Annotated in this window: 8 protein-coding genes; 3 read left to right on the forward strand and 5 right to left on the reverse strand. The window is 72.4% G+C overall.

The genetic code is table 11. The features are described 5' to 3' along the window. Positions 1–101: 101 nt before the first annotated feature. Positions 102–1,109: a pentapeptide repeat-containing protein gene (locus ACFVX6_RS29975; RefSeq protein WP_389696709.1), complete on the forward strand. Its 1,008-nt coding sequence runs from the start codon at positions 102–104 to the stop codon at positions 1,107–1,109. Positions 1,110–1,124: 15 nt separating this feature from the next. Here the strand turns inward: ACFVX6_RS29975 and ACFVX6_RS29980 are convergent, their stop codons facing one another. Further along, positions 1,125–3,218 carry a PIG-L family deacetylase gene (locus ACFVX6_RS29980; RefSeq protein ID WP_389696711.1) on the reverse strand — a complete coding sequence of 698 codons (2,094 nt, stop codon included), beginning with the start codon at positions 3,216–3,218 and terminating at the stop codon, positions 1,125–1,127. Between the two features lie 344 nt (positions 3,219–3,562). Further along, on the reverse strand, positions 3,563–5,884 hold the full coding sequence (locus tag ACFVX6_RS29985; protein WP_389696713.1) for a PIG-L family deacetylase: 2,322 nt from the start codon (positions 5,882–5,884) through the stop codon (positions 3,563–3,565). Between the two features lie 237 nt (positions 5,885–6,121). On the opposite strand from ACFVX6_RS29985, the gene ACFVX6_RS29990 reads away from it, so the two are divergent. Further along, positions 6,122–9,109, forward strand: a complete 2,988-nt coding sequence (locus ACFVX6_RS29990) for a bifunctional [glutamine synthetase] adenylyltransferase/[glutamine synthetase]-adenylyl-L-tyrosine phosphorylase (RefSeq protein ID WP_389696715.1) — start codon at positions 6,122–6,124, stop codon at positions 9,107–9,109. 74 nt (positions 9,110–9,183) lie between these two features. Here ACFVX6_RS29990 and ACFVX6_RS29995 read toward each other — a convergent pair whose 3' ends face one another. Both ACFVX6_RS29995 and ACFVX6_RS30000 read right to left on the reverse strand, forming a co-directional pair. Further along, positions 9,184–9,597 (reverse strand): hypothetical protein, encoded by a 414-nt coding sequence (locus ACFVX6_RS29995; protein ID WP_389696717.1) that lies wholly within the window; start codon positions 9,595–9,597, stop codon positions 9,184–9,186. 529 nt (positions 9,598–10,126) lie between these two features. Continuing rightward, positions 10,127–11,002, reverse strand: a complete 876-nt coding sequence (locus ACFVX6_RS30000; RefSeq protein WP_389696719.1) for an SDR family oxidoreductase — start codon at positions 11,000–11,002, stop codon at positions 10,127–10,129. A 111-nt stretch (positions 11,003–11,113) separates the two neighbouring features. Here ACFVX6_RS30000 and ACFVX6_RS30005 point away from each other — a divergent pair, with 111 nt between their 5' ends. After that, positions 11,114–11,527: a winged helix-turn-helix transcriptional regulator gene (locus tag ACFVX6_RS30005; protein WP_389696721.1), complete on the forward strand. Its 414-nt coding sequence runs from the start codon at positions 11,114–11,116 to the stop codon at positions 11,525–11,527. 55 nt (positions 11,528–11,582) lie between these two features. On the opposite strand, the gene ACFVX6_RS30010 is transcribed toward ACFVX6_RS30005, so the two are convergent. Continuing rightward, positions 11,583–12,323, reverse strand: coding sequence for a PP2C family protein-serine/threonine phosphatase (locus tag ACFVX6_RS30010; protein WP_389696764.1), 741 nt, complete (start codon positions 12,321–12,323; stop codon positions 11,583–11,585). Positions 12,324–12,328 lie beyond the last annotated feature (5 nt).

Here is a 12,328-nt window from a genome sequence, read left to right on the forward strand (position 1 = left end):
GAGGCTGTTGTGGCGCCGGGCGGCCTCGTCTGGCGGGACGTTCCGCCCGCTCGCCGAGGACGGCGGGGCGTGCTGTGCTTGATGGTGAAAGGGGATTGAACATGCCCATTCAGCCCGTCTTGATGATCCTCGGGGGCGTGTTCGTGGCTGTGGCGATCGGCCTGTATTTCCTCTTGGGACCGATCACGGGCTGGGTCGGAGGCAGCCGGCTGAAATCGCTGCACGACGACAAGCAGCGGATCGAAGCCGAGAACGCCATCAGACAGACCCTGATCCATGCCGCCGGTGGCATGCTGCTCGCCGGAACCCTGGCAGCCACTGCCATCGCGGCCAAGCAGTCCTTCGAAACCCTCGAGGCGCAGCGGGACGCCCAGGTGACCGACCGGTACGCCAAGGCAGTGGAGAGCCTGGGGCATGACAATGCGGTGGTAAAAGCCGCCGCCATTTTCGCGCTCGGGCGCATAGCCAAGGACTCGACAAGGGACCGCGACAACATCAACCAGGCGATATCCGCTTTCGTTCGTGACGGCACCGAGCGTCCCCCGAAGGCGATGGAGCGCGAGGCGCAGCGCGACGGCGAGCCGGCGGTGGACGTCGATGCGGCGATGAGGGTCCTCGGACAGCGGGACCGCGCGGGAGAGGTGCAGAGACTTCGTCTGGAGGGGGTCTATCTGGCGAATGCGCGCATGCACGCCCTCAAACTCCCCGGAACGTTCTTCAACCGTGCCAACCTGGCGGGGGTCCAGGCGCGCGGCGAGGAAACCGACCTGCGCAATGTCGACCTCAGTCAGACGATCCTGCACTGTGCCGACTTCAGTTGGGTCGATCTTTCCAGCTATGAACCGAAGGGCACCGCCCTGACCAAGCGGACCAATCTGAAATACGCGGAACTCTACGGAGCCAAGCTGCAGCACGCCGATCTGCGAGGCGCGATGATGCAGGGGGCGAAGCTTGCGTCCGCGCACCTGGAAGGCGCTGATCTTTCCTATGCGACGGGACTGGACCCCGTTCAGTTGAGCCTCGCGTTCACCGATGACAAGACCGTGCTTCCCACGGGGATGCAGCGCGATCAGGATTTTCAGGTGCGGGAATACGACTGCTGGAATTGACCGGGATCCCTCATCTCACGCCGGCGGCACCGCGCGGTGCCAGACGGTGCGGGTGGGGGTCGGGAGGGAGGTGGCTACGTGGAGTTCGGCGTCCAGGCCCAGGACCGTCATCGTCAGGCCGCCGCCCTGTTCCTGGATGCCGGCCGGGGCGCCCGCGTAGAGCATGCGGGACTCCGTCCACGCCGGGGGGCCGCCGAGGCCCGTCGTGCTGATGGTGCCCGAGTCGGCGCGGCCCGATATGACGCGGCCCGCCACGCCCACCGCGCCGTAGCCCGCCCGGCCGCCTGCCTCCGTGACGCTGGAGACCGCAGGCTTCGCGGCGCCGGCCGCTGCCGTGACCAGGGCGGTGCGTACGACTCCCGAGTCGGGGCGCCGGAAGTAGAGGCGGACGCCCGCCGCCTCCGGGGTGGCGGTGAGGGGGACGGTGGTGGCCGGGAGCCCGGTCGGGAAGGGGCCGGCCAGCGGGGCGCCCGGGGCGGGCTGGATCCAGGCCAGTACCGACTGGGTGGTGGCGGCGTAGACGTGCCGGCGCCCGGCGGAGTCGGTGGCCGCCACCGGGTCGGACTGGAGGTCGGCGCCCCCCAGGTGCTGCCAGCCGCCGAAGGCGCCCGAGGGCTCCTGGGTACGGGCGAGCAGGGCGCGGCGGGAGTCGCGGACGTACACCGTCAGCCGCCCGTCCGGGTCGGAGACGGCCGAGGGCGCGCTGATCGAGGAGGTGCCGGGCTCGTCGCCGGGCTCCGGGGTACCGAGGGAGACCCACGCCCCGAAGGGGCCGCCGGGCACGGACTGGGCGGCGTGGACGATCTCGCGCCGGTACTCCTCCGGCCGGTCACCGAAGACGGTGCGGGTGGCCAGGACGGCGACGCGCCCGTCGGGGAGGCGGGCGGTGGTCGCGCCGGGGTCGATGCCGGTGCCCGGCAGCAGCACCGGACCCTGCCAGGCGGCGCCGGGGCCGGTGCCGGCCCCGCGGTTCCAGACGGCCATCTGGCCGTCGAGGACGGCGAAGGCGTACAGCCGGCCGGTCGTGCCCTGCACCAGCCAGGAGGAGTGGTCGCCGCGCGCGTACCGCAGCGACTGGGCCCAGTTGCGGCCGCTCGGGCTGCCCGCCACCTTGCGGTCGCCGCAGCCGGAGCGCGAGCCGCAGTAGTTCTGCTTGTCGTGCCACGCGTACGTCTTGAGGTAGCCGATCTTCGTCTCGGCCGTCTGCGGGTCCAGCGTGTGCGGCAGGGTGCTGTTGTGGTAGCCGAGGTAGCTCTGCACGGTGAACCGGGGCCGCTGCCCGACCGGGACCCGCGCGGCGTACGAGGCGGCCCCGGCCTGCGCGAACCGCGCCGCGTACATGTGGTCCTGATGGTCGGTGAGCCGGCCGGAGTCGAGGTACCGGCCCGGCGACGGGTCCTGCATCCGTATCGTCGTCGGCTTGTACAGCTCCAGGACCCCGGATATCGCCGCTATCACCTGGTCCTTGGTGTACGTGGACGGCTGCGTGACCGGCGTGCCTGCGGTGAGCTGCGGGCTGAGCGCCGGTATCCGGCCGTTCCACAGCCCGCGCAGGCTGTCCGGGGTGTCCGCGACGGGGGCCCGGGCCTCGCGCATCTGCAGCCAGACCAGGTTGACCTGGGGCTTCGCCATGAGGACGTCGAGCTCGGCGTGGCCGCCGCCCGCGGTGGGGATGACCGTACGACGCCACGGGCTGCTGCGGTCGCCGGTGGCCATCTGCGCGTAGGCGGAGCGTATGCCGTTCTGCCGGGCTTCCGCGTAGTGCCCGCGGTCGGCCGGCTGCTCCGGGTCCTTGGCCGAGCCGCCGTGGGCCTCGTTGCGGCCGTCGGCCTCGCCGGAGGTGAGGTAGAGGGTGGTGAGCGGGGTGCCGGACAGCAGGGAGCGGCTGAGGTCCGGGTTCATGAAGAACAGGTCGTCGTCCGGGTGGGCGACGATCTGGACGACCGATCCGGCGTTGGCGCTCACCGGGAGGACGGCCGAGGAGTCGGATCCCGGGACGGTCTCGGCCGCGGTCTGCTGGCCGGAGGCGACGGCGAGCGCGCCGGTGACCCCGATGGTCAGCATCGGGACCACGGTCGCGAGGAGGAAACGTCGGCGGGATACGGGCATCGGCTACGCCTTGGGGTCGTTCCGGCAGGAAGAACCGCGTGAAGCTGTCGGTCAGTCAGTGAGAGGTCATTCCGGGCAAGTTGGTTCACCCGGTTCGCCGATGAACTTCAGATGTGTGGAAATGGCCGCCCGTGTGCGTCTCTTGTGGGCATTTCGTACGTGTCCGCAGTCACATCGCACAGTCACATCGCGCAGTCACATCGCGCGGTCACGGCAAGCCGTCGCAGCACACGGTCACGGCGCGCGAATGCCGGCCGCCGGTGCGGCAGTCGCCCGCGCGAGCGCACCAAAAAACGCCCCCGTGGGGGGCGTTGATTGGGTGTCCGCAGACCTCTACCGGTCGGTCAGGGCGAGCCGTTCGGCGGTCCCGCCGGCTGCCACGGGGCCAGGCGCGCGTTCGGGTCGTCCGCCGACGAGGTCACGTACAGCCGCCCGTCCAGCCCCATGACCGCCAGGTCCACCGTGCTCTTGCCGTTCATCGTCGAGGAGGGCGCCCCGACGAACATCAGCGGCGACCGCGCCCACGGCCGGCCCCGGCCGACGTCGGAGCCCAGTTGCCCGCCCGCCGACCGCCCGGCCAGCAGGTGGCCGCTCGCCGTCACCGAGCCGAAGCCGGACAGCCCGTCCACCTCGGCGAGTCCGCTCATCTTCAGCCCGCCGTCACCCGTGAACAGGGCGGTACCGACCGCGCCCGAATCCGGCTTGCGGAACCACAGCCGTGCACCGTCCTCCCGGCTCTGCGCCGTGATCGGCAGCGCGGGCGCCGGCAGCCCGGTCGCGGTGGCGGGGCCGAGCGGTGCGCCGGCCTTCGGCTGGGCCCAGCCCAGCACGGTCTTGGTGGTCGCGGCCAGGACGATGCGCCGTCCGGCGGCATCGGTCGCGGCGGCCGGGCTGCCGTGTAGGTCGGAGCCGCCGTACCGGTCCCACGGACCCCAGGCGCCGGTCGGCGACTGCACCCGCCCGCGCAGGGTGTACGCGCCGTCGCGCACGTAGACCGCGAGCTGCCCGGAGCCGTCGACGGCCACCGCGGGCGCGCTGATGTCGGAGGTCCAGTTCTCGTCGGCGGTCTCCGGCGTACCGAGGTCCGTCCACTCCCCGAACTCCTGCGAGCCGGGCGCCCGCTGCACGGTGTAGACGATCTCGCGCCCGTAGTCGGCGGGTTTGGCGCCGAAGGAGGTGCGGGTGCCGAAGGCGGCGATCCGGCCGTCGGCCAGCGTCACGGTGGAGATGCCCTGGTCCATGACGGTGCCGTCGGCGCCGGGGAGCAGTCGGGGGCCGCTCCAGGCGCCGAGCAGGCCGTCGCGGTGCCAGAGGGCGAGCTGCCCGTCGAGCACCTTGAAGGCCCAGAGGCCGTGCTCCTTGTCGGAGGTCAGCCAGGAGGTGGCGGTGCCGCGGGCGTAGTTGATGGAGGAGGTCCAGTGGTTGCCGGCCGGGTGGTCGGCGACCTTCAGGTCCCCGCAGCCGGCGGCGCTGCCGCAGTGGTTCTGCCGGTCGGTCCAGGCGTACGTGTCCAGGATGTCCAGCTTGCTCTTGGCCTCGTCCGCGACGAGGGCGTCGGGGAGCGAGCCGTTGAAGTAACCGAGGTAGTTCTGCACGGAGAAGTGCGGACGGTCCTTGACCTCCTTCGCGTAGGCGCCGAGCGCGACCTGTACGAAGCGGGCGCCGTAGAAGTGGTCCTGATGGTCGGTGTAGTGCTTGTTGTCGGGGAACCGGCCGGGCGACGGGTCCTGGGAGCGGACGGTGGTCGGCCCGTACTGCTTCAGGAAGCCGACGAGGGTCCGTACGACTTGGTCCTTCGTGTACGTGAACTGCTGCTTGACCGGGGACCCGGAGGCGAGCATCGACTCCAGCCGGGGGACCTTGCCGTCCCAGAGGCCGTGCAGGCTGTCGGGCCGGTCGGCCCAGACGTTGCCGGCCTCGCGCAGCTGCAGCCAGACGAGGTTGACCTGCGGCTTCGCCGTGAGGACGTCGACCTCGGCGTGGCCGCCGCCCGCGGTCGGCACGACGGTGCGCCGCCAGGGGCTGTCCCGGTCGCCGGTGGCCATCCTCGCGTAGGCGGCGCGGATGCCGTTCTGGCGGGCCTCGGCGTAGGCGGGCTTGTCGGGCGGGGTGGCGGCGACCTGGGCTTCGCCCGCGTTGATGCCGTCGGCCTCGCCGGAGGTGAGGTACACCGAGGTGACGGGGTGGCCCGCCGCTATGGAATAGCGCAGGTCCGGGTTCATGAAGTAGAGGTCGTCGTCGGGGTGCGCCACGATCTGGAGCACCCGGCCGGGGTCCGCGGGGGCCGCCGGGTCGACGGCCGGGGAGACGGCGCCCACCGCCTTGCCGTCGACGGTGCCGGGGTGGGTGAGGGCGTCGACCGCCTCGTTCCCCCGCAGCAGCAGCATCCCCCCGGCGGTGGCCGCCGCACAGAACCCGACGACCTTGACGACCCTCACCTGCCGCCTACGGGCCACCGCGCGGGCCCGCCGCGTACGGGCACCGGCGCGGGCGGGGCTGCCGCCCGCGCCGTCGGCCGGGCTCCCGGACGGACCTTCGGCCGGGCCGTTGGCGGGACCTTCGGCCCGGCCGCCCGGGAGGCTGTCGCCCCGGCCGCCGGCCGGCCCGGCAGAGCGGGCCGGACGCGCGGCGGGGGGTCCCTCGGGCGGGAGTTCGGGGTCGGGCATCGGGGTCCTCCTGGCCGGTCGGCGGGGAGCGGGCCCCATTGCGCCACAAGTCTGCCAAAAATCTGACAATCCGTCCCATCGGGCATGCGGTGAGTCGAACGCCTGCTCCGGCTAGGCTCTCCCCGGGCGGAAGCGCGAACCGCGCCGAAGGCGACACCCCGCCGAAGGCGTCACCCCGCGAAACCGCCCGGCCAGGGCAGAGGCAAGGGCAGGCCGACGTACGCGGGAGGCGGCGGGATGACAGTCCCGGGACGCAGGAGCAGTACCTTCAGCCGGCTGCTGCGCAGCGGGTTCACCGACCCCTCGGCCGCCGCCCGGCTGCTCGACAACGACGTGCTGGCCGCCGTACGCACCGATCCGGTGCTCCTCGACGCCCTCGGGGGCACCGCCGATCCCGACCTCGCCCTCCTCGGGCTGGTTCGGATCGCCGAGGCGCAGACCCCCGAGGAGCTGCCCGTCCTCCTCGACACCCTCGTCAGTGCCAAACCCCTGCGCGACCGCCTCCTCGGCGTGCTCGGTGCGTCCGAGGCCCTCGGCGACCACCTGGCCCGCCACCCCCGGGACTGGCAGGCCCTCGTCACCTACGAGGCCGCCGATCTGCACCCCGGGCTCCCGGAGTTCGAGCAGGGCCTGGCCGGCGCCCACGACCCCGTGGACCTGCGCGTGGCCTACCGCCGCTGCCTGCTCTCCATCGCCGCCCGCGACGTCTGCGGGACCATAGACGTAGCCCAGACCGCCGCCGAGCTCGCCGACCTGGCCACCGCCACCCTCCGCGCGGCCCTGCGCATCGCGACCGCCGCCGCCCCCGAGGACGCGGCCGTCTGCCGGCTCGCCGTCATCGCCATGGGCAAGTGCGGAGGCAACGAGCTGAACTACGTCTCCGACGTCGACGTCATCTTCGTCGGCGACGCGGCTCCCGGCGCGGACGAGGGCAAGGCCGTCCAGGCCGCAGCCCGGCTCGCCTCCCACCTCATGCGGATCTGCTCCGAGACCACCGTCGAAGGCACCATCTGGCCCGTCGACGCCAACCTCCGCCCCGAGGGCAGAAACGGTCCGCTCGTCCGCACCCTCGCCTCCCACCTCGCCTACTACCAGCGCTGGGCCAAGACCTGGGAGTTCCAGGCCCTCCTCAAGGCCCGTGCCGTCGCCGGCGACGAGGCGCTCGGCGCCGAGTACATCGCCGCCATAACTCCCCTCGTCTGGCAGGCCGCCGAGCGCGAGAACTTCGTCCCCGACGTCCAGAAGATGCGCCGCCGCGTCGTCGACAACATCCCCGCCGCCCAGGTCGAGCGCGAGCTGAAGCTCGGCCCCGGCGGCCTGCGCGACGTCGAGTTCGCCGTCCAGCTCCTCCAGCTCGTGCACGGCCGCTCCGACGCCACCCTGCACTCCGGCACCACCCTCGACGCGCTCACCGCCCTCGCCGCCGGCGGCTACGTCGGGCGAGCCGACGCCGCCCAACTGCACGACGCGTACCGCTTCCTGCGGGCCATGGAGCACCGCATCCAGCTCTACCGGCTGCGCCGCACCCACCTCGTTCCCGAGGACGAGGCCGACCTGCGGCGCCTGGGCCGCTCGCTGGGCCTGCGCACCGAACCCGTCGCCGAACTCAACAAGGCCTGGCGCCGGCACGCCTCCGTGGTCCGCCGCCTGCACGAGAAGATCTTCTACCGGCCGCTCCTCGACGCCGTGGCCCAGCTCGCCCCCGGCGAGACCCGGCTCTCCCCGCGCGCCGCCGGCCAGCGCCTCGAAGCCCTCGGGTACGCCGATCCGGCCGCCGCCCTGCGCCACCTCGAAGCCCTCGCCTCCGGCGTCACCCGCGCCGCCGCCATCCAGCGCACCCTGCTGCCGGTGCTCCTCGGCTGGTTCGCCGACTCCGCCGACCCGGACGCGGGCCTGTTGAACTTCCGCAAGGTCTCCGACGCCCTCGGCAGGACCCCCTGGTACCTGCGCCTCCTGCGCGACGAGGGCGCCGCCGCGGAGAACCTCGCCCGGGTGCTCTCCGCCGGACGCCTCGCCCCGGACCTCCTCATGCGCGCCCCCGAAGCGGTGGCCCTGCTGGGCGACCCCGAAGGCCTGGTTCCCCGTACCCACGAGGCCCTGGAGCAGGAGGTGCTCGCCGCCGTCGGCCGCGCCGAGAACCCGGAAGCCGGGGTGGCCGCCGCCCGCGGAGTGCGCCGCCGCGAGCTGTTCCGCACCACCGCCGCAGACATCATCGGCTCCTACGGTACGGAGGACAGCCCGGCCGAGGAGGACCACGGAGCCCTGGTCGACCGGGTCGGCCGCGCCGTCTCCGAACTCACCGCCGTCACCATCGCCGGCGCCCTGCGCGCCGCCGTGCAGGCCCACTGGGGCGACACCCTGCCCACCCGCTTCGCGGTCATCGGCGTCGGCCGCTTCGGCGGCCACGAGCTCGGCTACGGCTCCGACGCCGACGTCCTGTTCGTCCACGAGCCGCGCGAGGGCGTCGACGAACAGGAAGCCGCCAAGGCCGCCCAGCACGTCGTCTCCGAGATGCGCAGGCTCCTCCAACTCCCCACCGCAGACCCGCCGCTGCTCATCGACGCCGACCTGCGCCCCGAAGGCCGCTCCGGCCCCCTGGTCCGCACCCTGCCCTCGTACGCCGCCTACTACCGCCGCTGGGCCCTGACCTGGGAGTCCCAGGCCCTGCTGCGCGCCGAACCGGTGGCCGGAGACCTCGACCTCGGCCGGCGCTTCATCGACCTGATCGACCCGCTGCGCTACCCGATGGAAGGCCTCGGCGAAGACGCCGTCCGCGAGATCCGGCGCCTGAAGGCCCGGATGGAATCCGAACGCCTGCCCAGGGGCGCCGACCCGACCCTGCACACCAAACTCGGCCGCGGCGGCCTCAGCGACGTCGAGTGGACCGTCCAGCTGATCCAGATGCGGCACGCCTGGGCGGAACCGGGCCTGCGCACGACCCGGACCCGCGAGGCCCTGGCCGCCGCGCACGCGGCCGGGCTGATCCCGACCGAGGAGGCGCAGATCCTCGACGAGGCCTGGGTGTTGGCCACCCGGGTCCGCAACGCCGTGATGCTGGTCCGCGGCCGGGCGGGCGACACCTTCCCCTCCGAGGCCCGCGAACTGGCGGCGGTCGGCCGCTACCTCGGCTACGCGGAGGGCACGGTCGGCGACATGCTGGAGGACTACCGCCGCATCACCCGACGCGCGCGGGGCGTGGTGGACGAGCTGTTCTACGGGGCGTAGCCGGCCCGGATCGTTCCGGACCCCGCCGGGTCCGGAACGATCCGGTGCTCGGCCACGCCCCGGTCAGGCAAGGGTCAGAGGTGGATGTTGACGCAGGCCTGGCCGGCCCAGTAGTGGCCGCCGTTCTGCTCGACCCAGAGCTTGGCGCAGTAGTCGCCCGCCTTCGAGACGTTGCCCTTGACGTTCTGCCAGTCCGCCTGGTTGTTGCTCCAGTACTGCTGGCTGTTCTTCCAGTGCACGTTGCCGGCCTTGACGTATTCGAAGTGGATCGACCTCGCGGGGCCGCCGTCGGTCCGCCGGGCGCTGCCTTCGACCGAATCGACGTACAGGCCGCTGCCCCAGACCGAGTAACAGACTTCCCAGTACCCCAGGCTGCTGTCTCCGCCCCATCCGCACACCTTCGCACTGGCGGAAGCGGGGCTGGCTGTTGCCAGGCTGGCGAAGACGATCACGCCGGCGGAGATGGACGCGGCAAGTGACTTACGCATGTGACTCCTTGATCAAACAGTCGTTTGGTGGGGAGTGGTCAGGCCGCGAGAAGAGGGCCGTCAGGGTTGCGACGGCGTCCGGGCCGGGACGATCACCCGGTATCTCGGTGGCCGTCGCCAGTGTGCGGACCCGGTTCGGGGCGCGTCTTGTAGAAATCGGTCCCGGGCGGTCAGGCGGCCTTGCCGGCCCCGGATCGGGCTCCTCGGCCAGTTCGGGTGCCAAGGTCAGGGCAGGCGGGGGGACTTGCTCTTGCTCGTGCCCCTGGTCCCGGAACGGGCTCGGAGTTTCCTCCTGCTCGGGCGACTGCTTTCCCGGTTCCCGTACGGCGCGACCTCACGGGCGACGGGGTGGCCGATGCTCTCGGGCTCACGACCGCGGGCAAACTCAAGGCCTCGACGTCCGGCGAGCTGTGGCGCTACACCGGCACCGGCACCGGCACCGGCACCGGCGCCGATGCCTCCAAGAGCTGCGTCCTGGTCTTCGAGGACTGGGGCGGTCTGGCCGTACACGGAGATCTCGTAGGGCTCCTCAGCCCGCGCTGGTCGCGGTGGCCACGGCCTCCGCGACCGTCAGTGCCATCGGCGTCGTGGGGCGGCCGATCAGGCGGGACAGGTCGCCGGAGGTGCCGGCCAGGCGGCCGCGCTCGATGGCGAGGTCCACGTCGACCAGGATCTCGGCGAACTGCGCCGGGACTCCCGCTCCGGTGAGGACGGCGTGGTGGGCCTCGGGGGTCACGGCGTTGTACGCGATCTCCCGCCCGGTGGCCTCCGCGACCGCCGCCGCGTACTCCGCGAAGGACCACGCCACGTCGCCGCTCAGCTCGTAGGCCCGGCCGAGGTGGCCCTCCCCGGTCACCACGGCCGCGGCCGCCGCCGCGTAGTCGGCGCGGGCCGCCGAGGCCACCCGGCCCTCACCCGCGTTGGACAGGACCGCACCGTGCGCGAGCACCGGCGCGAGGTTGCCCGTGTAGTTCTCGGTGTACCAGCCGTTGCGCAGGAAGGTGTGGGGCAGACCCGAGGCGAGGATCAGCTCCTCGGTCGCCCGGTGCTCGGCGGCGAGGTCGAAGTCCGCCTCCGGCCCGCCCAGGATGCCGGTGTACGCGAACTGCGCCACCCCGGCCTCCTTCGCCGCGTCGATCGCGGCGGAGTGCTGGGGCACCCGCTGTCCGACCTCGCTGCCGGAGATCATCAGGACCCGGTCACCGGAGCGGAAGGCCCCGGCGAGCGTCTCGGGCACGTTGTAGTCGGCGATGCGCAGTTCGATGCCCCGGGCGGCGAGCGGGGCGGCCTTCTCCTTGTCGCGGACGACGACGGCGATCTCGGCGGCGGGGACGCCCCGGGCGAGCAGCTCGTCGATGACGAGACGGCCGAGGGCTCCGGTGGCTCCGGTGACGACGATGCTCATGGCGGGTTCACTCCTGATCTGGGCCTTGCTCCCCGTTTTCCGGGGCTGTGCACTCACCGTATGTCGGGCACTAACTAAACGGCAGTACCCACTTTGAAGTAAGGTACTGGCATGGGAGTAAGTGAGATGCGCGAGAAGTGGACCCGGGCCGAGGCGATGTGCCCGCACCGGCTCGTCCTGGAACACGTCACCAGCCGCTGGGGCGTCCTCGTACTGGACGCCCTGCTCGACCGCTCGTACCGCTTCAGCGAACTGCGCCGACACGTCGCAACGGTCGCCAAGGTCAGCGAGAAGATGCTGACGCAGACCCTCCAGACGCTGGAGCGCGACGGCTTCGTGCACCGCGATGCCAAGCCCGTCATCCCGCCCCGGGTCGACTACTCGCTCACCCCGCTGGGCCGCGAGGCCGCCGAGCGGGTCCGCGCCCTCGCCCACTGGACGGGCCTGCGCATGGACGACGTGGAGAAGGCCCGCGCGGCCTACGACGAGACGAAGCGGCAGGCAGTGGCGAACCAGCAGGTCTAGGGCCTGTCGTCAAACTCCCTTCTGCCTCGCGGCGACGGGAGTTCGACGACAGGCCCTAGGCCCCGATGCGCACCAGCGCGAGCGTGATGTTGTCGGGGCCTCCGGCCTCGATGGCGGCCCTCCACAGCTCGAACGCGGCCTTGCCGTCGTCGTGCGCCCGCAGCACCTCGCCGATGGCCTCGTCGGGCACCGGGTCGGTCAGCCCGTCGGTGCACACCAGGTACCGGTCGCCCGTGGAGAGCGGGAAGGTCGCCACGTGCGGGGTGAGGACGTGCTCGGCGCGGCTCCCGCCGAGGGTCTGCGTCACGGCCGAGGTGGTGCGCTGCCCCGGCGGAAGCGGCGGGCTGTCGTCCACGCTGACCTGGCGCAGCCCGTCCTCGGCCACCCGGTACACCTTGCTGTCGCCGACGTTGAACGACAGCAGCGACTCCGGCATGACCAGGGTGCCGGCGACGGTGGTCCCCATCGACGTCAACTCCGGACGGCCGTCGGTGGCGGAGTGCACCGCGCGATTGCAGAGGTTCAGTGCGTCCTCGACCGCCTCGGCCCCGTCCAGCGTGGGGCCGAGCAGGGCGAGTTCCCTGACGACCAGCTCGCTGGCGACCTCGCCGGCCGGCTGCCCGCCGAGTCCGTCGGCGACCGCGACCACGAGCGGTCTGCCGAGGGGGAACAGGAGGGTCTGGGGGCTCCGGGTCGTGGTTCCGCACAGCGTCCACGGCCCGATGACCAGGCTGTCCTCGTTGTGCTCGCGGACCAGCCCGACATGACTCAGGGCGGTCACGGCTATGTACGCCACCACGA

The organism is Streptomyces sp. NPDC058289 (genome assembly GCF_042880975.1).
Lineage (GTDB): Bacteria > Actinomycetota > Actinomycetes > Streptomycetales > Streptomycetaceae > Streptomyces > Streptomyces stoeckheimensis.

What these genes read in the sequence shown, in the direction of transcription:
- ACFVX6_RS29975 (WP_389696709.1), top strand. Translation starts at nt 102, where the DNA reads ATGCCCATTCAGCCCGTCTTGATGATCCTCGGGGGCGTGTTCGTGGCT.
- ACFVX6_RS29980 (WP_389696711.1), bottom strand. Translation starts at nt 3,218, where the DNA reads ATGCCCGTATCCCGCCGACGTTTCCTCCTCGCGACCGTGGTCCCGATG.
- ACFVX6_RS29985 (WP_389696713.1), bottom strand. Translation starts at nt 5,884, where the DNA reads ATGCCCGACCCCGAACTCCCGCCCGAGGGACCCCCCGCCGCGCGTCCG.
- ACFVX6_RS29990 (WP_389696715.1), top strand. Translation starts at nt 6,122, where the DNA reads ATGACAGTCCCGGGACGCAGGAGCAGTACCTTCAGCCGGCTGCTGCGC.
- ACFVX6_RS29995 (WP_389696717.1), bottom strand. Translation starts at nt 9,597, where the DNA reads ATGCGTAAGTCACTTGCCGCGTCCATCTCCGCCGGCGTGATCGTCTTC.
- ACFVX6_RS30000 (WP_389696719.1), bottom strand. Translation starts at nt 11,002, where the DNA reads ATGAGCATCGTCGTCACCGGAGCCACCGGAGCCCTCGGCCGTCTCGTC.
- ACFVX6_RS30005 (WP_389696721.1), top strand. Translation starts at nt 11,114, where the DNA reads ATGGGAGTAAGTGAGATGCGCGAGAAGTGGACCCGGGCCGAGGCGATG.